Source organism: Cryobacterium sp. Hz7, assembly GCF_004402815.1.
GTDB classification, from domain to species: Bacteria; Actinomycetota; Actinomycetes; order Actinomycetales; family Microbacteriaceae; genus Cryobacterium; species Cryobacterium sandaracinum.
In genome coordinates this window covers 84,315-104,229 of sequence record NZ_SOFB01000058.1, presented here as the reverse complement: position 1 = coordinate 104,229, position 19,915 = coordinate 84,315, and the positions used below count along the sequence as shown (strand labels likewise).

The window sequence follows — 19,915 nt, the reverse complement described above, 5'->3', positions numbered from 1 at the left end:
CTGCGGGCACGCGTTCATCCCCGGCGGAGCGCCGTGCCCGGCGTCGAACCAATTCGACGGAGATTCTGGGTCCAACACCTGTTCCTCAGCCCAAACGGGCTGTTTAGCGAAGAATCTCCGTCGAATTCGTTCGGGCAGAGTAGCTGCAGGCCTCGGGCTCGACAGACACGGCGGTTGGGCCGCACGTACCGCCCGCCCCGCGGTCCCCTGCGCGCCTGCGTCGGTATCGGGAACAACCTTCTCCGCCACCCTCCGCGAACCCACATTGCCCCGGGCAACCGGGGCTCACTCGGCGAGCTAGGTCAGGAACATCGCACCGCTGACGACCACCAGAAACGCCCCGAAAGTCGTTATCAGCACGGTCTGCAGCCGCTGCTGCTTGATGCGGCGGGTCTGCACGAAGATCAGCCCGACCACCGCACCAGCGATCAGACCGCCCACGTGCGCCTGCCAGGCCACATTCAGCCCCGGTAGGAATCCGATCACCAGGTTGATGCCGACCAGGATCAAAAGCTGGGTCGCGTTGCCGCCCAGGCGTCGCTGGATGATCAGGAACGCGCCCATCAGGCCGAAGATGGCGCCGGAGGCGCCGACAACGGGAATCCGGGGGTCGGACAGGAACAGGACGCCCAGGGATCCGGCGAGGCCGCTCAGCACGTACAGGGCGAGGAAACGGCCACGACCGAGCATTCCCTCAAGGATCTGACCGAAGATCCAGAGCGTGTACATGTTCAGCAGTACGTGGAAGATGGAGCCGTGCACGAGCACGCTCGTCAGCATGCGCCAGGGCTCAAAGCTCCCGGGAGAGGAGTAAACGCCCGCGTACCAGAGGAGGCTGGTGAAACCAGCACCCAGGATGAACTGCAGCAGGTATATCGCCAGTGTGACGCCGATGATCACTGTGGTCACCGGGTGCGAGGTGCTCTTCAGCCGGGTCAGGATGGCCGGCTTGGTGCGCGGGGCATTCCTGCGCTGTTCGTTCATGCACTCGGGGCAGATCACGCCGACGGCGCCCTGAGTCTGGCAGTCAGGGCAGATTGTGCGGCCGCAGCGCTGGCAGAGGATGTAACTCTGCCTGCCCGGATGCCGGTAGCAGAAGTTAGCGGCGGTTCCGGGCAGGCCTGTCATCGTAGGCGGAGCCTAGACCTGCTCGACGGTGACGCTCTCGATGACGACTTCGGTCTGCGGACGGTCGCGGCCGTCGGTGGGCACGGTCGCGAGCTTGGCGACGATCGCACGGGACTCCTCGTCTTCGACGGCACCGAAGATGGTGTGCTTGCCCTGCAGCCAAGTCGTCGGCACGACGGTGATGAAGAACTGCGAACCGTTGGTTCCGCGTCCACCCTGGATACCGGCGTTCGCCATTGCGAGCACGTACGGCTGTGTGAAGTCGAGGTCCGAGTTGATTTCATCGTCGAACTGGTAGCCCGGTCCACCGGTGCCCTGGCCGAGCGGGTCGCCGGCCTGGATCATGAAGTCCTTGATGATGCGGTGGAAGACCGTACCGTCGTAGAGAGGTGCGTTGGAGGTTTGACCGGTGGCGGGGTGCTTCCACTCGATCTCGCCGGTTGCGAGACCGACGAAGTTCTTGACGGTCTTCGGCGCGTGATTGCCGAAGAGGTTGACCTTGATCGGTCCGAGGGTGGTATTGAGCGTTGCGACGGCGGTGTGCTTAGACATGGAATCAATTCTTGCACAGCCGGATTAGTGGATTCCGATCAACACCGGCTCCACCCAGAGCCCTCCCAGACGATTGCGTGGCAAGATGGACAGTGTTCGCCACATGACATCGATGGAGGGTCCAGATGAGCCTGTCACGCAAGCGCCGCAAGGAACTTACTCGGCTGCGTAAGAGCGCAGACGAATTATGGAACAACCAGCAGGAAGTGCTCGAGCGTGCCAACGCCATTGCAAGGGAGGCCAGCCGCCAGGCCGGCATCCTCACCCGTGAAGAAGTAGCTCCGCGCGTGCGTGAAAGCTATGAGCACCTTTTGCGCCCTGGAGTGCAGGCCACTCAGGATCTCGCCGAAGGTGTTCGCCACCAGGTCATCGACCGGGTGTTGCCCGGAATCGGCAGCGGAATCGGCACGGCCATCGGCTCGGTGATGAGCGTCGGGGACGTTGCCCGCGACGCCCGCGTTCGTGCGGCACTGAACCGCGTGCGGTTCCAGAAGCCTGTCGTGCTAGAGAACAAGGGTCCTGGCGCCGGCACCTACATCGCACTCGGCGTTGCCCTGGCCGCCGCCGCAGGCGTCGCCTACGCCGTCTGGCAGACCTTCCGCGCCGACGACGAGCTGTGGGTCGCTGAAGATGATCCCGCCGCCGCCACATCAGTCGAAGAGTAGACCGCAGCACCGCAATACCAGGGGAGGGCCCGCATCCAGGGGATGCGGGCCCTCCCCTTTTTTTTCGGGTTGCCGGCTCAGCCGAGAAGAGTCGTCGAGGCACCCTCGAGTTCTTCGAGCTGCGTCAGAATCGACATGACGACAATCACGTCGATGACCACATTGAACAGCGCAGCGACGATCGAGAGGATCAGCCCGATCTGTGCCAGCTCCCGGCGATTCGAGCGCCGCAGCGCGATAATGCCGAGCACACTCCCTACGATCGCGAGCAACAGGCCGAGAACCGGGAGCCAGCCGCCGGCGAAGGCCACAATGCCCATCCGGAGGGCCGTGATCGCGAGCCTGTCAGCCGTGGGCCGGGAGGGCGGCATTGCGGCGGCTGGTGCGGGGCGGTTGCTGGCTGACATGCGCCTCACCGTACCAAATCGCAGGGTGAAGCTGTGCGAAAGTGACTGAGGGCCGATAAATGGAGAACGCCCGGCCCCAAAGAAAGGGGCCGGGCGTTCTTCCTTGTGGAGCCACGGGGAATCGAACCCCGGACCTCCTGCTTGCAAAGCAGGCGCTCTACCAATTGAGCTATGGCCCCGCATGATCACGGGGATTGCATGCCGCGGTGTCAAAACTTTTCTTGCGTGGGGATACCGGGATTTGAACCTGGGACCTCTTCGTTATCAGCGAAGCGCTCTAACCAACTGAGCTATATCCCCCTAATGGGCAGGTTTGAGACTACCCGATTCGGCGGGATTGTCCCAATCGAGCCGCAAAGCGACCCGACCGGCAACATCCGACGACTAGTTGTTGGTGAATCCGACGAGCAAGCCGCCGGTGATTTTCACACTCAGGTTGTACAGAACCGCGTACACGGCTCCCAGCGCAGTGATGACGACCGTGTTCAAGATGGCCACGACGAAGGCGAAGCCCATCACGTTCCCGATGGACAGGATACTGGCCAGATCGGACGAGGCGCCGGCGATATCGGTGTAGAGGTCATCGACCTTGCCGAAGATGCCCGTTCCGTTCAGGATCGTAAAGATCAGGAACGTGGCCACGATCGTGACGATGCCCAGGCACAGAGCGATCAGGAAAGACAGTTTGACAGCCGACCAGAAATCCACGTAGACGAGCTTGAGCCGCACCTGCTTGGTCGCGGCCGGCTTGCGGCTGGATTTCTTGGCGAGCTTTTCGGCGACACTACTCATTTACAGGTTCTTCCTCTCCCAAGGCGTTTTCCGGTTCGGCCGCGAGAATCTCGGCCACCAGATTGCGCTCGGTGTTTTTCGCAATGGCGATGATTCTGTCTTCATCCGCAAACTTAGCGAAAACAACGCCCATTGTGTCCCGTCCCTTGGCCGGGACTTCGGAGACGTCAGAGCGTACCACCTTGCCGCTGGCAAGTACCACGAGCACCTCGTCTTCCTCGTCGACGATCAACGAACCCACCAGGTCGCCACGGTCGTCGTTGAGCTTGGCCACCTTGATGCCCAGGCCGCCTCGGTTCTGGAGGCGGTACTGGTCGGCTGCGGTGCGCTTGGCGTAACCGCCCTCGGTCACGACGAACACATAGCCGTCGCCCGAGACCACGGATGCGTCCAGCAGGCTGTCCTCGCCGCGAAAGTGCATTCCGATGACGCCGGAGGTGCTGCGTCCCATCGGGCGCAACGCCTCATCCGACGCCGTGAACCGGATCGACATTCCTTTTTTGGAGACGAGCAGCAGGTCGGAGTCGTTTTCGACCAGCAGGGCCGAGACAAGTTCGTCGCCCTCGCGCAGCTTGATCGCGATGATGCCGCCCGTGCGGTTCGTGTCGTATTCGCGCAGCTCGGTCTTCTTAATCAGGCCGTCGCGGGTCGCAAGCGTCAGGTACTGGGCCACGCCGTAGTCGCGAATGTCCAGGATCTGCGCGATCTCCTCACCCGGCTGCAGCGCCAGTAGGTTGGCGACGTGCTGGCCCTTCGCGTCCCGACCGGATTCCTGCGCTTCGTAGGCCTTGGCCCGGTAGACGCGTCCGGTGTTCGTGAAGAACAGCAGCCAGTGGTGCGTGGTCGTGACGAAGAAGTGCTCGACCACGTCGTCCGCCCGCAGCTGGGCTCCCTTGACACCCCTGCCGCCGCGGTGCTGATTGCGGTAATTGTCACTGCGCGTGCGCTTGATGTAGCCGCCGCGGGTAACCGTGACCACCATCTCCTCTTCGGGGATGAGGTCCTCGATCGACATGTCACCGTCGAAGCCGAACATGATCTCGGTGCGCCGGTCGTCGCCGAACTTGTCGGTGATCTCGGTGAGCTCATCGCTGATGATGGTGCGCTGACGCTCCGGGCTGGCCAAGATTGACTGGAACTCCACGATCTGCAGTTCCAACTCGGCAGCCTGATCGATGATCTTCTGACGTTCCAGAGCAGCTAGACGTCGCAGCTGCATGGTCAGGATCGCATCGGCCTGGAGCTTGTCCACGTCCAGCAGTTCCATCAGGCCGGTACGAGCGTCGTCGACGGTGGGGGAGCGACGGATGAGGGCGATCACCTCGTCGAGGGCGTCGAGGGCCTTGAGATAGCCGCGCAGGATGTGCGCATCCGCTTCGGCTTTCTTCAGGCGGAACTGGGTGCGCCGCACGATGACCTCGACCTGATGGGCGACCCACGCGTTAATGAAGCCGTCGAGGGACAGGGTGCGCGGCACCCCGTCGACGATGGCCAACATGTTCGCGCCGAAGTTCTCCTGCAGCTGGGTGTGCTTGTAGAGGTTGTTCAGCACGACCTTCGCCACCGCGTCGCGCTTGAGAACGATCACAAGGCGCTGGCCCGTGCGGCCACTGGTTTCGTCACGGATGTCGGCGATGCCGCCGATCTTGCCGTCCTTGACCAGGTCGGCGATCTTGATCGCGAGGTTGTCTGGGTTGACCTGGTAGGGCAGCTCGGTGATCACCAGGCAGGTGCGACCCTGGAGCTCCTCGATGCTCACCACGGCACGCATGGTGATGGAACCACGGCCGGTGCGATAGGCATCCTGGATGCCCTTGATGCCGAGGATCTGAGCGCCGGTGGGGAAGTCGGGGCCCTTGATGCGCTGGATCAGCGCTTCGAGCAGTTCATCGCGGGTCGCGTCGGGGTTCTGCAGGTACCACAGGGCGCCGGCCGCCACCTCGCGCAGGTTGTGCGGCGGGATGTTTGTGGCCATACCCACGGCGATGCCGACCGAGCCGTTGACCAGCAGGTTAGGGAAGCGGGAGGGCAATACGGTGGGCTCGAGTGTGCGGCCGTCGTAGTTGTCCTGGAAATCGACGGTGTCCTCGTCGATGTCGCGCACCATCTCGAGAGCGAGCGGGGCCATCTTTGTTTCGGTGTACCGTGGGGCTGCGGCGCCGTCGTTGCCGGGGGAGCCGAAGTTGCCTTGCCCGAGGGCCAGCGGATAACGAAGGCTCCAAGGCTGCACGAGGCGCACGAGCGCGTCGTAGATCGAGGAGTCACCGTGGGGGTGAAACTGCCCCATCACGTCGCCCACCACGCGAGCACACTTGGAGAACGCCTTGTCCGGACGGTAGCCGCCGTCGAACATGGCGTAGATGACGCGACGGTGCACGGGCTTCATGCCGTCGCGCACGTCGGGCAGCGCGCGCCCGACGATGACGCTCATCGCGTAGTCGAGGTAGGAGCGTTGCATTTCCAGCTGCAGGTCGACCTGATCGATCTTGCCGTGCTGCACGAGGTGCGCAGCCTTGGCCGCGGTGTCTGCTGCCACGGACGCGGCGTCCATGTCGGTCCCGTCGGGGCCCTCGCCCGAGGTGCCGCCGGTGTTGGAGTGGTCAGATGTCAAGGAAACGCACGTCCTTCGCGTTCTTCTGGATGAAGTTACGGCGGGACTCGACGTCTTCGCCCATCAAAGTGGAGAAGATTTCGTCGGCGGCGGCAGCATCGTCGAGGGTGACCTGCAGCAGAGTGCGGGACTCGGGTGCCATCGTGGTTTCCCACAGCTCCTTGTAGTCCATCTCGCCCAGACCCTTGTAGCGCTGGATCCCGTTGTCCTTCGGAATGCGCTTGCCGGCCGCGGCTCCGTCTTCGAGGAGCGCGTCGCGCTCTCGGTCGGAGTAGACGTACTCGTGTGCCGAGTTCGCCCATTTGAGGCGGTACAACGGCGGCTGGGCCAGGTAGACATATCCGAGATCGATAAGTGGCCGCATATACCGGAAGAGCAATGTGAGCAGCAGGGTCGTGATGTGCTGGCCGTCGACATCGGCGTCGGCCATCAAAACGATCTTGTGGTACCGCACCTTGTCGGGGTTGAACTCTTCGCCCATGCCGGCGCCGAAGGCCGTGATCATGGCCTGAACCTCGGCGTTGCCGAGGGCACGGTCGAGCCGGGCCTTCTCCACGTTCAGGATCTTGCCCCGCAGGGGCAGAATCGCCTGGAACTCGGGGTTGCGGCCCTGCACGGCGGATCCGCCGGCCGAGTCACCCTCCACGATGAAGATCTCGGAAAGCGATGGGTCCTTGCTCTGGCAGTCCTTAAGCTTGCCGGGCATGCCGCCACCCTCGAGGAGTCCCTTGCGCCGGGCGGTCTCTCGCGCTTTGCGGGCGGCCATCCGTGCGTTCGAAGCTTGAAGCGCCTTGCGGATGATTTCCCGCGCCGGGTTGGGGTTGCGGTTGAACCAGTCGGATAGCTGGTCGTTGGCGACCTTCTGCACGAAGGACTTCGCCTCGGTGTTGCCCAGCTTGGTCTTCGTCTGTCCCTCGAACTGCGGTTCGGCGAGCTTGATCGAGACCACGGCGGTCAGGCCCTCGCGCACGTCGTCACCGGTGAGGTTGTCGTCTTTTTCCTTCAGGATGCCCTTTTCCCGGGCGTATTTGTTGACGAGGGTGGTGAGCGCGGCGCGGAAGCCCTCCTCGTGGGTGCCTCCCTCGTGGGTGTTGATCGTGTTCGCGTAGGTGTGCACGCTCTCGGTGTAGGCGGTGGTCCACTGCATGGCCACTTCAAGCGCCATCTTGCGTTCGTGATCTTCCCACTCGAACGAGATGATCTCGTCGTTGACCAGGTCGGCTTTCTTGGCCCGGTTGAGATATTCGACGTAGTCGACAAGGCCGTTCTCGTAGAGGAAGGTCCTGGTGACCGGCGTGCCCTCGTCGTCGAAGTTCTGCGGGCGCTCGTCGGTGAGCGTGAGGCTGAGTCCCTTATTCAGGAAGCCCATCTGCTGGAAGCGGGCTCGCAGAGTCTCGAAGTCGAAGTCCGTGGTCTCAAAGGTCTCCGAACTTGGCCAGAACGTGATGGTGGTGCCGGTTGCATCCGACGGCTCGTCCATGGTGAGGGGAGCGTTGGGCACGCCGTCGTGGAAGCTCTGGCGCCAGACGTGACCCTGACGGCGTACCTCCACCTCGAGGCGGCTGGACAGCGCGTTGACAACCGAGCTGCCCACGCCGTGCAGACCGCCGGACACCGCGTACCCTCCGCCGCCGAACTTGCCTCCGGCGTGCAGCACGGTGAGCACGACCTCGACGGTCGAGCGGCCCTCCGCCTTGTGAATGTCGACCGGAATTCCTCGGCCGTTGTCGGCGACGCGAACCGCGCCATCCGACAGGATCTTAATGTCGATGGTGTCGCAATAACCGGCGAGGGCCTCGTCGACTGAGTTGTCCACGATCTCGTAGACGAGGTGATGCAGACCGCGAGGTCCGGTGGACCCGATATACATTCCGGGTCGTTTGCGAACGGCTTCAAGTCCCTCGAGAACTTGGATATCGTCTGCGCCGTATCCGTGCTCCGGCTCGATCTGTGGGTCAACTGACATCTGTAATGGGGCTCCTGACCGTCGCGCGGGCGACCCTTTAGCCTACCAAAGACGCCAAGCACTGCGGGCCAAATCGGGCATCTGCGGCGTTTAATGCACCGTGTTGACCTGTTTTGTCCAGTTACCCATAGGTATCGCGTGGACCGCGCCCTGGAATTGATCTGGGACCCTTTTTCCAAGAGGGGGCGTTAGGTCCTTGAAAACGGATCGACTCGATGCCTGCGTCCGGATACTTCACGGCGATATGCGTCATTATCTCCACCCGCATCATGCGCAGCTGCGTCGCCCAGGCCGTCGACTCGCACTGCACCGTCAAAACGCCCTCGTCGATTCCGACCGGGGTCGAGTGTTTCGACGTCTCCTCGCCGGCCAGCAGGGTCCAGGAAGCAAGCAGCTCCGATTGGGCCAGTGGTGAATTCCAACCCAGCTGCAGCGTGAGCGAGTTGATCGTATCGCTCAGTCCTCGAGGATCCCGGCCCGCACCGAACGGAACGCTCGAGCCGATTTCGGCTCCAGGACGCCGTCGGGCGCGGCTGCGCTTGGCGTTTGGGTCACCGAATACATCCTTGAAGCGCAGGTAGACCCGGGAGGCCTCGCTCGGCTCAGCCATCGACGACCGCCCCGGCATGGATGTGGATGGTGTGCTCGGTGAGTTCTTCCGGCACGTCTTCGAGCACCGCCGCGGTGATCAGGACCTGTTCGAAACCGGTGACGGCGGCGGCCAGACGTCTCCGGCGGCTCAGATCCAGTTCGGCGAAGACGTCGTCGAGGATCAGGACCGGGTCGCCCGTCGTCGAGTCCCGGCGCAGCAGCTCCGCCGAGGCGAGTTTCAGGGCGAGGGCGAACGACCACGACTCACCATGGCTGGCATAGCCCTTGGCGGGCAGTGCATTGAGCGCGAAGACCAGGTCGTCCCGATGCGGTCCGACCAGGGTCATACCCCGGTCGAGCTCCTTGCGACGAAGGGCGGCCAGTGCCGTGCGAAACGAATCCCCGGTGGTCGATCCTGTCGAAACCGAGGCTGACGAAACCGAACCGGTGGGAACCGAGCCCATCGAGGCCATCGCCTCCATCGCTGCATCCTCGTCTGCACCCAGGATGCTGAGCGATGGAACCAGCATCGGCCCATGGTCTTCCCCCGCGACCGCCCGGTACGCAGCACCCAGGGGTGGCCCGAGCAGGCGAACGAGTTCGGCCCGCTCGTCGATGATCTCGGAGCCGAGAGCAACGAGGCGATCGTCCCAGATCTCGAGTGTTCCAAGCTGGGTGGTGCGCACCCCCGAGGCCCGCGCCGACTTCAGAAGCGTATTCCGCTGGCGCAGCACCCGGTCGTAGTCGGCCAGAACCCCACTAAGCCGGGGGGTGCGCAGCACGAGCAATTGGTCGAGGAATCGCCGGCGCCCGGACGGGTCACCCCGAACCAGCGCCAGGTCTTCAGGGGAGAAGAGCACGCTCGAGAAAAAACGTGGGAGTTCTCGAGTCTTGATCACCGACCGGTTGACTTGGGCCCGGTTCAAGCCCGAGCGGTTGATCTGCACCTCGGTCAGGATCTCGCGGCCGTTGAACTCGAGCTTTGCCCGGATGATGCCGGCGTCGCGACCGGCCCTGATCATGGCGGACGTGTTGGAGACCCGGTGCGAACTGAGGGTACTGAGGAATCCCAGGGCCTCGACGAGATTGGTCTTTCCCTGCCCATTCCGGCCCACGATCAGATTGGGTCCCGGCGCGAACGGCACCTCGACCTGCGCATAGTTGCGAAAGTCGGTCAGAGAAAGGTGTTGGACCCGCACTCGGGTCAGTCGGTTGTTTTGACGGCGTGGCCGCCGAACTGATTGCGCAGGGCCGCGACCGCCTTCATCGCGGGGGAGTCGTCCTGCCGGGACACGAACCGCGCGAAGATGGCCGCGCTGATCGTCGGTACGGGTACCGCGTTATTGATGGCCTCTTCGATGGCCCAGCGGCCCTCACCGGAGTCCTCGACGAAACCCTCGATGTTCTGAAGTTCCGGGTCGTCGTCCAGGGCTCGCACGAGAAGTTCAAGCAGCCAGGACCGCACCACGGTGCCGCGCTGCCAGGCCTTGAACACGCCGGGAACGTCGGTGATCAGGTCACTGCGCTTCTCCAGCAGTTCATAGCCCTCGGCGTATGACTGCATGAGGGCATATTCGATTCCGTTGTGCACCATCTTCGCGTAATGCCCGGCGCCGACCGCTCCGGCATGCACGAAACTCTCGTCGCGTGGGCCCTCGGGACGCAGAGCGTCGAAGACGGGCATGGCGCGCTCGACCTGCTCGGCGGCGCCACCGACCATCAGCCCGAATCCATTGGACAGCCCCCACACGCCCCCGGAAACCCCGGCGTCGACGTAATGCACGCCCGATGCCGCCAGAAGGGCGGCATGGGCGAAGTCATCGGTGAAGCGCGAGTTTCCACCGTCGATGACAAGGTCGCCGGTGCTAAGCTCATTGGCCAATTCGGCGATCACAGCATCCGTCGCGGCACCGGCCGGGACCATTACCCAAACAAGCCGCGGAGCCGGCAGCGCGGCAATCAGCTCAGCGGTGCCGGCAACGTCCGAAATCTCGGGGTTCCGGTCGAAACCAGTGACCTCGACGCCATTGGCCCGCAGACGGTCGCGCATGTTCGCGCCCATTTTCCCCAGGCCGATGATGCCGATGTGCATGGCTGTTCCTTTCGAGATTGGTCTAGCGCAACAGCAGGTTGGGCTGGAGCAGGTACTTGTAGCTGTCGGCGCCCGGCTGATCCCGAGAGGTCTGGCTGGTGATCAGAACCGGGCCCGGCTTGTTGGGATTCTCGGTCTTCGTGAAAGAGATTCGCACAAATTCCGAGTGCACCGCGCCCAAGCCGTCCAGCAAAAACTGAGGTTTCAACGAAACGATCGTGTCTGTACCGGACAGGATCGCGTCGATCGTCTCCGATGCCTGGGCCTGCTCCGATCCGACCGCCTCGAGGGTGAGACCGTCGGCGGTGAAGGTGAACCTCAGGGCTGCTTCGCGCTCGAGGACGAGCTGCACTCGACGGGTCGCCTCGATCAGGTCCGCCGTGTTCATGACCGCGTAGTTGTCCACGTTATCGGGGAACAGGCGCCGCACGGGTGGATAGTTTCCCTTGATCAGAAGGGAGGTGACGGTTTTCTTATCGGCGGTGAAGGCGATGAGCTCGCGGTCGTCGGTGTGAGTGATCGCGATAGAAATCGTGCCGCTGTGACCGAACGTCTTGCCGACCTCCTGCAGAGTGCGGGCCGGAACCAGGGCCGTGATGGTGTCGGTGGTCGTGGTGCTGCCTTTATCCCAGTCGATCTCGCGCACGGCAACACGGTACCGGTCCGTGGCCACGAGGCTGAGGCTGTTTTCCGTGACTTGCAGCTGTACGCCGGTGATCACGGGGGTGACATCGTCACGGGAGGCAGCCACGGCTACCTGGGCGACAGCGGCCGAGAACTCTTCGGCGGGCACGAGACCGGACTGCGCGCTGACCTGCGGGATGCTCGGGTATTCCTCAACCGGCATGGAGAGCAACGTGAAACTCGCACTGCCACAACTGACCGTGATCCGGGATTCGTTGGTCGAGAACCGCACCGGTGCGTTGGGCATCCGACTGGCGATGTCGGCGAGGAGTCGTCCCGAGACGAGAACTTTGCCGACTTCTTCGACGTCGGCGGCGATCTCGGTTTGCGCGGAGACCTCGTAGTCGAACGAGGAGAGGATCAGCCCGGTTGCCGTCGCCTCAATCAGCACACCGCTCAAAATCGGCAGCGTCGTCCGCTGGGGAAGGAGCTTGACAGCGAAAGAGACGGCTTCACTGAAGACGTCCCGGTTGGCCTGAAATCTCACGAAGTCACTCCTGTTCGGTTAGAGACCTGGATACGGCCTCAATGGTAGCCGTGTTTCACGGAGCAAATTTTTGCAACCGTCGTGCACTCAAGGTTGTCGGATGGAGAGAAAGAGAAGTTAATTGTTAATCTTCTTAACCGGTGTGGAAACTGTGGATAACTTGTGGGATGCCGCCACGCGACTGGGAACTACAAACTTGTAACTTGTTGGCAGCCTGTGAGTGCCCAGCACACTTCGGTGTCGTGCCGGTTTGGCAAGGAGGGGAGTTTGCACAACCACGTGCTGAGTTTCTACAGGTTGTGCCCAGTTGTGTAAACAATTTCCACAGGGTTATCCACAGGTGTGAAAACTGAAGGAATACCGCTATTTGTAACGGTGGTTCTGCTTGATGCGGTTCGTGAGCTCGGTCACCTGGTTGTAGATCGACCGGCGTTCCTTCATCAGCTCGCTGATCTTTTTATTCGCGTACATCACCGTGGTGTGGTCGCGGTTGCCGAACAATTGGCCGATCTTGGGCAAGGAGAGGTTGGTCAGCTCACGGCACAGGTACATCGCGATCTGGCGCGCCGTGGCGATCGCCTGCGACCGGGATGACCCGTAGAGGTCATCTACGGAGAGCTTGAAGTAGTCGGCGGTGTTGGTGATGATATCGACCGGCGCGATCACGTTGTCCTCATCGAGGGTGATCAGGTCCTTCAACACCGTCTGGACCAGGTCCATGTCGACCGGGGTGCGGTTGAGGCTCGCGAAGGCCGTCACCCGGATTAGGGTTCCCTCGAGTTCACGGATGTTCGAGGAGACCTTCGAGGCCATAAACTCGAGAATATCGTGCGGGACCTGCAGTTTCTCGCTCTGCGCCTTCTTGCGTAGGATCGCAATTCGCGTTTCCAGGTCGGGTGCCTGGACATCCGTGATCAGGCCCCACTCGAAGCGTGACCGCATTCGGTCCTCAAAACCGGTGAGGTGCTTGGGCGGGAGGTCGCTCGTGATGACCACCTGCTTGTTGTGATCGTGCAGGGTGTTGAAGGTGTGGAAGAAGGCTTCTTGCGTTTCCGCCTTGCCCTGCAGAAATTGGATGTCGTCGATCATCAGGATGTCGATGTTGCGGTAACGCGACTGGAATGCGGAACCACGGTTGTTGGCGATCGAGTTGATGAAGTCGTTGGTGAATTCCTCTGAGCTGACATAACGCACCCGGATGCCGGGGTACAGGCTCATCGCGTAGTGGCCGATGGCGTGCAGAAGGTGGGTTTTACCGAGGCCGGACGACCCATAGACGAAGAGAGGGTTGTAGGCCTTCGCCGGCGCCTCCGCTACCGCGACCGCCGCGGCGTGTGCGAAGCGGTTGGACTGGCCGATCACGAAGTTGTCGAAGCTGTACTTCGAGTTCAACCGGGTGTCATGGGGCCGCTCGGGCGAGCTGCTCTCGAACACCGATTGCGGTGCGGCTGGGGTTTCCACATCGGGGGGAGAACTCGATTCGTGCACCGGCCGGATGGATTCCTTTTCCAGCTCGGGATTGACGACCACATAGAAGGTGGACACCGCGGACGCCTCATCCAGGTGGCCCATCGCCGTCAGGAGCGGCACTCGCATGCGCTGATTGAGCATGCTGGCCGTGAACTCGTTGGGGACCTCGAGGTAGAACGTGCCGGCGGCGATACCCTTGGGTTCGACCAGGTTGAGAAAGCCGTACAGCATGGGCGTGATGCTGTCGTCGGATTCCAGGCTGGTCAGGACAGACCGCCAGGTCTCCGTGATGGGCTGTTCTTCGGTGGCCATGGTTTCTCCGCTTTTCTCTCATTGTTGCCTTCTACAACGACGGAGATCGAGGATTGGGCTCGTCTCTGAACGCATAATCCAGCCAAAGCATCCACAAGGTTATCCACCGCCTGTGGGCAAATAAGCCCCAATTCACAGGGTTTGTTGAAAACCTGTGGATAACTTGTCCTCACGGTAGTCAATCACCGCCAGTCCGGCCAAATTCGTTCGCATTTCGTGCGCGTGTCGATGCTCGAAATGGGTGCGATTGTGTGTTCAACCGATGATTTCGGGAGGTCGAGTTTGACCATCACCGGCCAAAGCCGTAGTTTTAATCAGTTGACCCCAGCCCGAGGGCTACCTCACTCTTTCCCGGCCGCTCAGTTTGGCCTACGGAGATTTAACACGTGGAGACAAAACAATGAGCAAGAGAACGTTCCAGCCGAACAATCGCCGTCGCGCCAAGGTGCACGGCTTCCGCCTTCGCATGAAGACCCGTGCCGGCCGCGCGATTCTGGGTGCTCGCCGTCGCAAGGGTCGCATCGAACTTTCCGCTTAAGTACTCTCGTGCTCGCGGGGGCCAATCGCATCACCGCCGGTGACGACTACAAGTCGGTCGTGCGCCGGGGTGCGCGGATCGTCGGCCCGCACCTGGTGACGTATCTGCGCCGGAATCCGGAGGAGGCTCCGGCACGGTTCGGTTTCATTGTGGCGAAAAACGTGGGTGACGCCGTGCGGCGCAATCGAGTCCGACGTCGTTTGAAGGCGGCGAGCTACGCTGTGCTGACCTCTGCGCGGCCCGGCACGGATGTCGTCATCCGCGCTCTGCCGTCAGCAGCGGATGCGCCGTGGTCGACACTGCATGCGGAACTGTCCGTGGCGCTGGAGAAGTTTCAGCGCATCTCGGTTACATCCGTTGCCGGTAAGGCCCCGGCAGCGATCCGATCGGATCGCTGACTGATGTACAGGATCTTGACTACACTCATACTCCTCCCACGCAATGCGGGGGTTCTCGTACTGCGTGCGTACAGAGCCGTGATTTCCCCGCTCTACGGCGATGTTTGCCGGTACTACCCCTCCTGTTCGGCGTATGCACTCGGCACCGTTCAGGAATACGGACTCGTCGTGGGATCAGCCCGAGCCGCGCTGCGGCTGGGCCGATGCCATCCGTGGGCCGAAGGCGGGATCGATGACGTTCCCCTCAGGCGGAAGCGTCGCGTCATCGTGACGTCGTTTGGTTTTGTTATCGCAGCGAGCCACGGAAAGGGCTGACGCAAAGATGGATCTCCTAGGTACGATTCTCTGGCCGCTGAAATGGGTCGTCGAGGCTCTACTCGTCGCATTCCACTCGCTCTTCTCCGTCATGGGGATGAACTACGACGACGGCCTCACATGGGTGCTCTCGATCGTCGGACTCGTGATTGTCGTCAGGGCCGCCCTGATTCCCATCTTCGTGCGGCAGATCAAGAGCCAGCGCAAGATGCTGGAGGTCGCGCCGCAACTCAAGAAGATTCAGGACAAGTACAAGGGCAAGAAAGACCAGTTTTCGCGCGAGGCCATGTCCCGCGAGACCATGGAGCTCTACAAGCGCACAGGCACCAACCCGCTGAGCTCCTGCCTGCCTCTGTTGCTGCAGATGCCGATCTTCTTCGCCCTGTTCTCCGTATTGAATGACGCGCAACGCAGTCAGGCTGGAGTCGGCCCACTCAACGACGATCTCGCGAAGAGCTTCGGAAACGCCACCCTATTCGGCGACGCGCCGCTGCATGACTCGTTCGCGTCTCAGTGGACGAAAATGGTCGCTGGTCAGGACTTCAATGCCGTCGTTATGTGGATCGCGGCCATCATGGTGGTTCTGATGACTGCCTCACAGTTCATCACCCAGCTACAGATCGTCTCCAAGAACATGTCGCCGGAAACCAAGGCGAGCCCCATGTTCAAGCAGCAGCGCATCATGCTCTACCTGCTTCCCCTCGTCTTTGCCTTCTCCGGTGTTGCCTTCCCCCTCGGCGTCATGTTCTACTGGCTCACCTCGAACATCTGGACCATGATCCAGCAGTTCCTGGTCATCCGGAATATGCCCACGCCCGGCAGCGAGGCCGCCAAGGCGCGCGAAGAGCGACTGGCCCGAAAGGGTAAACTCATCGCCACGGATGGTGACGTTATTGTGGTCGAAGAACCCAAGAAGCCTCAGCGTCAGCAGCCGGTCGCAAAGAATCGTGCCAAAAAGCAATCCGGCCCTAAAAAATAAGAAGAGACCCAACGTGACTGAGAACACTGACGTGATCGCCGCACCTGGACCGGCGGACGATTCCCCCACGCTCGGCCAGCTCGAGCAGGAGGGGGACATCGCCGCGGACTACATCGAGGAATTCCTCGATATCTGCGACCTCGACGGGGACATCGACATTGACGCGCGTAATGGGCGGGCATACCTGTCCGTCAATTCCTCGGATGTCGCGAACCTGCGTTTGCTCTCAAAGCCGGAAACCGTCAATGCCTTGCAGGAATTGACGCGACTGGCCGTGCAGAACAAGACCGGAGCTTTCTCGCGGTTGATCCTGGATATCGGCGGCTCGCGCGACGCCCGGCAGGCCGAGTTAGCCTCGCTGGTGTCCCGCGCCGTGGAACGCATCCAGGCGGGTGCCGCCGAGGCATCACTGCCGCCGATGTCCTCCTACGAGCGCAAGCTCGTGCATGACCTGGTGTCGGAGGCGGGTTTCGTCTCTGAGTCCAAAGGCGAGGGCCGGGACCGTCACACGGTCATCTCCGCCGCGTAGTACATCGAAATATTGTGACTCACACTCTCGAGGCGGAGCCAGCCGTTGCCGCGGATCTCTTCGGTGGCCAGATCGAGGGTGCCCGCGCCTTCGTGGCCAGTTTGGCTGCGCAGGGCGAGGAACTGGGCCTGATCGGCCCGGTGGAAGTACCACGGCTATGGAGTCGACATATCCTCAACTGTGCGATCGTGGCGCCGCTGCTCCGACCCGGACTCGTCGGCGATGTCGGTTCCGGGGCCGGGTTACCCGGCTTGGTGCTGGCGATCGCCCGGCCGGACGTGACGTTCGTACTCATCGAGCCCATGGAGCGCCGGGTCGCGTGGTTGACCGGCCAAGTGGCCGCGCTCGGCCTGACCAATGCGACCGTACTCCGGGCTCGGGCGGAAGACGTTCGGCTGCCCGGGCGGCTTGACCAGGTGACCGCCCGTGCGGTCAGTGCCTTCCGCACCCTGATCCCTCTCACGGCCCCCCTTCTGAATCCCGGCGGTGAGTTGGTGCTGATGAAGGGCACGGGCGCCGCGGCGGAGGTCGAAGCCGCGGCGAAGGCCATCCGTAAGTTCCGGCTCAGCAATGTCGAGGTGATCACCCTCGGCGAGGGCGTGCTGCAGGATGTGACTCGAGTCATAAGGGCTACAGTGGATTAGTCCCTGGTGTCTGCTCTTATCAGTGCTGAGGTACAACCGGAGTCCCTGTGGGGGTGGCTCATCAATCGTCGAACGCGAAGGTTTCACGTGAAACAACCTGGTGAAGACCAGCAATCAAGCAAGGCGGCCGCGGTGTTTGACGATACAACCCCGCTTGCGCGTGAGATTTCTGATCTGACGCGGCGCCGACAGCGGATTGCCTCCGAGACGCTGCCGAGGCCGGAGAAGACGCGCGTCATCACCATCTCGAACCAGAAGGGTGGCGTCGGCAAGACCACGACCGCGGTCAACTTGTCGGCCGCTCTGGCCCGTCAGGGCGCGCGCGTTCTGGTGATCGACTTGGACCCCCAGGGCAACGCGTCTACAGCCTTGGGCGTCGAACATCGCGCGGAAACACCCAGCGTCTACGACGTCATCGTCAACGACGAGGAAATGGCTGCGGTCGTTCAGAACAGCCCGGAGTTCGGCTCGCTGTTCTGTGTGCCGGCCACCATCCACCTCGCGGGTGCAGAAATAGAGCTCGTCTCCCTGGTCGCCCGTGAGCAGCGTCTCAACCGCGCCCTCGAATCGCACCTGAAAACGATGGATGACCCCTACGATTACGTTTTCATCGACTGCCCCCCATCTCTGGGACTCTTGACGATCAACGCGTTTGTCGCGGCCCGCGAGGTGCTGATCCCGATTCAGTGTGAGTACTACGCGCTCGAAGGTCTCAGTCAACTGCTTAAGAATATCGAATTGATCGAGAAGCACTTGAACCCGGACCTCGAGGTGTCCACGATTCTGCTCACGATGTACGACAGCCGCACCAACCTGGCGAACCACGTGGCCCAGGATGTGCGTGAACACTTCCCCAAGCAGGTTCTGAACACCCTTATACCGCGTTCCGTGCGTGTCTCTGAGGCGCCGAGCTACGGTCAGAGCGTTATCAGTTACGACCTCAACTCTGCCGGATCACTCTCATACCTCGAAGCAGCAGCAGAGATCGCCCATCGGGGCGCCCCCAAGACAGGAGTCGCACTCTAATGGCTAAAAGGACTGGGCTTGGCCGGGGGATCGGTGCACTCATCCCCATTCAGGACGACCCGACTCAGGCGCGTCCAGTCGATGTGTTCTTCCCCTACGCCAATGCGGTGCGCCCGGACGAGACCGAGGGACTTCTCCCGGTTCCGGGTGCGCGGCTCGCGCACCTCAATCCCAGTGACATCGTGCCGAACCACGTCCAGCCGCGGAGCACCTTCGATGAGTCTGACCTGGCCGAGCTGGTACACAGCATCCAGGAAGTCGGCGTGCTGCAGCCCATCGTGGTTCGTTCCATCGTGGAGCAGCCCGGCAAATACGAACTGGTGATGGGGGAGCGTCGGCTCCGTGCCACGAAGGTGGCCGGACTGACCACCATTCCGGCGATCATCCGTGAAACGGCGGATGCCGACATGTTGCGTGACGCGCTGCTGGAGAACCTGCATCGCGCACAGCTGAACCCGCTCGAGGAGGCGTCCGCCTACCAGCAGTTGCTGGCCGATTTCGGCATCACCCAGGAGGAGCTCGCACAGAAGATCGGTCGGTCGCGGCCGCAGATCACCAACACCATCCGTTTGCTGAAGCTCCCCGAGGCCGTGCAGATGCGCGTTGCCGCCGGTGTTCTGTCCGCCGGGCACGCGCGCGCGATCCTCTCTGTCGGGGATCCGGCGGGCATGGTCAAGCTGGCCGATAAAATCGTCAACGAGGATCTCTCCGTGCGGGCAGCAGAGGCCGCGGCCGCGATGCAGCCACGTGTCGATTCCGCCAAGCCAACGGGCGGACGTCGTCAGGGACACCTCGACGAGATCGCGGAACGCCTCGGTGACCGACTCGACACCCGCGTAAAGATCCATTTAGGCGCAAGAAAAGGCCAGATCATGGTCGATTTTGCCACGATCGGTGATCTCAATCGCATTCTCGACGTCCTCGGTGAACCCGGTTTCGGAGCCAGCTAGCCTCACCCGAGTGTCGAGCGCCCCGCTGATCGACCGCTCGGTGGTCGACCGGCCGGTGACCGATCACCCCGTGGTCGAGTGGGTCGACACCCGCCCACCCCATTAGTGTTTCACGTGAAACATGAGCATCGGCCCTCACCCGTGCGTCGAACCGGGCCGCGGTGTTCGACCCTGTCCAGACTTCTGTCCCCTCACCTTTTCCGGTGGTGGAGCCTGTCGAGACCCGAGACCCGAGACCCGCGACCCGACATCTTGGTCGCACGTCCATCTAGATACGCTGGTCCTCCCGCGCGTGCGGGCCTGCGATTCGTCAAACCGACCTCCGGTCATCGCCAGCTGAGTCTCCGGGGCGATCAAATCAGCCATGAACTGCACATTAGACGTCATCAGGAAGCAACCTAAGCATTCAGGTGGCAGAACAGAAATCCGCGTTACGGCCCTTATGAGGCCTAAATTCTGCGTTTCAGAGATCGTGCACTCAAGAAGCGCACTGACCAGCCCACCCTGGATTCACGGCTTGAGCCACGGCGCTCATTTCGAGTGAGCAGCCGACATCCGCGGTCAGATTCTTGCCTGCAGAGAATGGAGCGTTCCAGTGTGCACAGGTTGCGACAGGCTCGACGACCGTCGCCCCCCGTCCCGTTCCGGTGGTCAAGCGTGGCGGGACTGGTTCTCGTCGATCCGCTTCGGTGGTCGGGTTCGTCACGTGCCGGGCTCCTGGGGTCCTTCCGCGTGACCGAGCATGACGCGGGTCAACCTGGTAAATCATGAGTGTTGCG

General features: G+C 62.2%; 20 protein-coding genes and 2 tRNA genes. 9 read left to right on the top strand and 13 right to left on the bottom strand.

Going from position 1 to position 19,915, the window contains the following annotated elements; all coding sequences use genetic code 11:
* Positions 1–297: 297 nt before the first annotated feature.
* Positions 298–1,128: a rhomboid family intramembrane serine protease gene (locus E3N86_RS16240; protein WP_104100635.1), complete on the bottom strand. Its 831-nt coding sequence runs from the start codon at positions 1,126–1,128 to the stop codon at positions 298–300.
* Positions 1,129–1,140: 12 nt separating this feature from the next.
* Positions 1,141–1,680 (bottom strand): peptidylprolyl isomerase, encoded by a 540-nt coding sequence (locus E3N86_RS16235; RefSeq protein ID WP_104100636.1) that lies wholly within the window; start codon positions 1,678–1,680, stop codon positions 1,141–1,143.
* 125 nt (positions 1,681–1,805) lie between these two features.
* Here E3N86_RS16235 and E3N86_RS16230 point away from each other — a divergent pair, with 125 nt between their 5' ends.
* Positions 1,806–2,345 carry a hypothetical protein gene (locus tag E3N86_RS16230; protein WP_134512294.1) on the top strand — a complete coding sequence of 180 codons (540 nt, stop codon included), beginning with the start codon at positions 1,806–1,808 and terminating at the stop codon, positions 2,343–2,345.
* A 77-nt stretch (positions 2,346–2,422) separates the two neighbouring features.
* Here E3N86_RS16230 and E3N86_RS16225 read toward each other — a convergent pair whose 3' ends face one another.
* The 11 genes from E3N86_RS16225 to dnaA form a co-directional block, all read right to left on the bottom strand.
* Positions 2,423–2,752, bottom strand: coding sequence for a hypothetical protein (locus tag E3N86_RS16225; RefSeq protein WP_134512293.1), 330 nt, complete (start codon positions 2,750–2,752; stop codon positions 2,423–2,425).
* 106 nt (positions 2,753–2,858) lie between these two features.
* Positions 2,859–2,931: transfer RNA gene (locus E3N86_RS16220), tRNA-Ala, on the bottom strand.
* A 47-nt stretch (positions 2,932–2,978) separates the two neighbouring features.
* Positions 2,979–3,052 (bottom strand) — tRNA-Ile (locus E3N86_RS16215).
* A gap of 84 nt (positions 3,053–3,136) precedes the next feature.
* Positions 3,137–3,544 (bottom strand): DUF3566 domain-containing protein, encoded by a 408-nt coding sequence (locus E3N86_RS16210; protein WP_104100639.1) that lies wholly within the window; start codon positions 3,542–3,544, stop codon positions 3,137–3,139.
* Positions 3,537–6,095 (bottom strand): DNA gyrase subunit A, encoded by a 2,559-nt coding sequence (gene gyrA / locus E3N86_RS16205; RefSeq protein ID WP_104100675.1) that lies wholly within the window; start codon positions 6,093–6,095, stop codon positions 3,537–3,539. The genes E3N86_RS16210 and gyrA overlap by 8 nt, the downstream gene beginning before the upstream one ends.
* A 49-nt stretch (positions 6,096–6,144) precedes the next feature.
* The gene (gene gyrB / locus E3N86_RS16200; protein ID WP_134512292.1) at positions 6,145–8,121 is read right to left on the bottom strand and encodes a DNA topoisomerase (ATP-hydrolyzing) subunit B; all 1,977 of its coding nucleotides are present in this window, start codon (positions 8,119–8,121) and stop codon (positions 6,145–6,147) included.
* Positions 8,122–8,242: 121 nt separating this feature from the next.
* Positions 8,243–8,731 (bottom strand): DUF721 domain-containing protein, encoded by a 489-nt coding sequence (locus E3N86_RS16195; protein WP_233194112.1) that lies wholly within the window; start codon positions 8,729–8,731, stop codon positions 8,243–8,245.
* Positions 8,724–9,911 (bottom strand): DNA replication/repair protein RecF, encoded by a 1,188-nt coding sequence (gene recF, locus E3N86_RS16190; RefSeq protein ID WP_134512291.1) that lies wholly within the window; start codon positions 9,909–9,911, stop codon positions 8,724–8,726. Before recF ends, E3N86_RS16195 begins: the two co-directional genes overlap by 8 nt.
* Before the next feature lie 5 nt (positions 9,912–9,916).
* Positions 9,917–10,804: a phosphogluconate dehydrogenase (NAD(+)-dependent, decarboxylating) gene (gnd, locus tag E3N86_RS16185; protein WP_134512290.1), complete on the bottom strand. Its 888-nt coding sequence runs from the start codon at positions 10,802–10,804 to the stop codon at positions 9,917–9,919.
* 22 nt (positions 10,805–10,826) lie between these two features.
* On the bottom strand, positions 10,827–11,975 hold the full coding sequence (gene dnaN, locus E3N86_RS16180; RefSeq protein WP_104100644.1) for a DNA polymerase III subunit beta: 1,149 nt from the start codon (positions 11,973–11,975) through the stop codon (positions 10,827–10,829).
* A 363-nt stretch (positions 11,976–12,338) separates the two neighbouring features.
* Positions 12,339–13,757, bottom strand: a complete 1,419-nt coding sequence (dnaA, locus tag E3N86_RS16175; protein WP_104100645.1) for a chromosomal replication initiator protein DnaA — start codon at positions 13,755–13,757, stop codon at positions 12,339–12,341.
* A 400-nt stretch (positions 13,758–14,157) separates the two neighbouring features.
* On the opposite strand from dnaA, the gene rpmH reads away from it, so the two are divergent.
* The 8 genes from rpmH (at position 14,158) to E3N86_RS16135 (ending at position 19,136) form a co-directional block, all read left to right on the top strand.
* Positions 14,158–14,295 carry a 50S ribosomal protein L34 gene (rpmH, locus tag E3N86_RS16170; protein WP_104100646.1) on the top strand — a complete coding sequence of 46 codons (138 nt, stop codon included), beginning with the start codon at positions 14,158–14,160 and terminating at the stop codon, positions 14,293–14,295.
* Positions 14,296–14,303: 8 nt separating this feature from the next.
* On the top strand, positions 14,304–14,693 hold the full coding sequence (rnpA, locus tag E3N86_RS16165) for a ribonuclease P protein component (protein ID WP_134512289.1): 390 nt from the start codon (positions 14,304–14,306) through the stop codon (positions 14,691–14,693).
* A gap of 3 nt (positions 14,694–14,696) precedes the next feature.
* Entirely contained in the window at positions 14,697–15,008 is a 312-nt protein-coding gene (yidD, locus tag E3N86_RS16160; RefSeq protein WP_134512288.1) for a membrane protein insertion efficiency factor YidD, read from the top strand.
* Positions 15,009–15,015: 7 nt separating this feature from the next.
* A complete protein-coding gene (yidC, locus tag E3N86_RS16155; RefSeq protein ID WP_104100649.1) occupies positions 15,016–15,987 on the top strand; it encodes a membrane protein insertase YidC in 972 nt (323 codons plus the stop codon).
* A gap of 13 nt (positions 15,988–16,000) precedes the next feature.
* A complete protein-coding gene (locus E3N86_RS16150; protein WP_104100650.1) occupies positions 16,001–16,516 on the top strand; it encodes a R3H domain-containing nucleic acid-binding protein in 516 nt (171 codons plus the stop codon).
* Positions 16,517–16,527: 11 nt separating this feature from the next.
* Positions 16,528–17,160 carry a 16S rRNA (guanine(527)-N(7))-methyltransferase RsmG gene (gene rsmG, locus E3N86_RS16145; protein ID WP_104194723.1) on the top strand — a complete coding sequence of 211 codons (633 nt, stop codon included), beginning with the start codon at positions 16,528–16,530 and terminating at the stop codon, positions 17,158–17,160.
* An 87-nt stretch (positions 17,161–17,247) separates the two neighbouring features.
* A complete protein-coding gene (locus E3N86_RS16140; RefSeq protein ID WP_277613330.1) occupies positions 17,248–18,186 on the top strand; it encodes a ParA family protein in 939 nt (312 codons plus the stop codon).
* Complete coding sequence (locus E3N86_RS16135; protein ID WP_134342733.1) at positions 18,186–19,136, top strand: ParB/RepB/Spo0J family partition protein; 951 nt, start codon at positions 18,186–18,188, stop codon at positions 19,134–19,136. Before E3N86_RS16140 ends, E3N86_RS16135 begins: the two co-directional genes overlap by 1 nt.
* The last annotated feature ends 779 nt before the right edge of the window (positions 19,137–19,915 follow it).

Coding starts and splice junctions, on each gene's coding strand:
- E3N86_RS16240 (WP_104100635.1), bottom strand. CDS start 1,128: ATGACAGGCCTGCCCGGAACCGCCGCTAACTTCTGCTACCGGCATCCG.
- E3N86_RS16235 (WP_104100636.1), bottom strand. CDS start 1,680: ATGTCTAAGCACACCGCCGTCGCAACGCTCAATACCACCCTCGGACCG.
- E3N86_RS16230 (WP_134512294.1), top strand. CDS start 1,806: ATGAGCCTGTCACGCAAGCGCCGCAAGGAACTTACTCGGCTGCGTAAG.
- E3N86_RS16225 (WP_134512293.1), bottom strand. CDS start 2,752: ATGTCAGCCAGCAACCGCCCCGCACCAGCCGCCGCAATGCCGCCCTCC.
- E3N86_RS16210 (WP_104100639.1), bottom strand. CDS start 3,544: ATGAGTAGTGTCGCCGAAAAGCTCGCCAAGAAATCCAGCCGCAAGCCG.
- gyrA (WP_104100675.1), bottom strand. CDS start 6,095: ATGGACGCCGCGTCCGTGGCAGCAGACACCGCGGCCAAGGCTGCGCAC.
- gyrB (WP_134512292.1), bottom strand. CDS start 8,121: ATGTCAGTTGACCCACAGATCGAGCCGGAGCACGGATACGGCGCAGAC.
- E3N86_RS16195 (WP_233194112.1), bottom strand. CDS start 8,731: ATGGCTGAGCCGAGCGAGGCCTCCCGGGTCTACCTGCGCTTCAAGGAT.
- gnd (WP_134512290.1), bottom strand. CDS start 10,804: ATGCACATCGGCATCATCGGCCTGGGGAAAATGGGCGCGAACATGCGC.
- dnaA (WP_104100645.1), bottom strand. CDS start 13,757: ATGGCCACCGAAGAACAGCCCATCACGGAGACCTGGCGGTCTGTCCTG.
- rpmH (WP_104100646.1), top strand. CDS start 14,158: ATGAGCAAGAGAACGTTCCAGCCGAACAATCGCCGTCGCGCCAAGGTG.
- yidD (WP_134512288.1), top strand. CDS start 14,697: ATGTACAGGATCTTGACTACACTCATACTCCTCCCACGCAATGCGGGG.
- yidC (WP_104100649.1), top strand. CDS start 15,016: ATGGATCTCCTAGGTACGATTCTCTGGCCGCTGAAATGGGTCGTCGAG.
- E3N86_RS16135 (WP_134342733.1), top strand. CDS start 18,186: ATGGCTAAAAGGACTGGGCTTGGCCGGGGGATCGGTGCACTCATCCCC.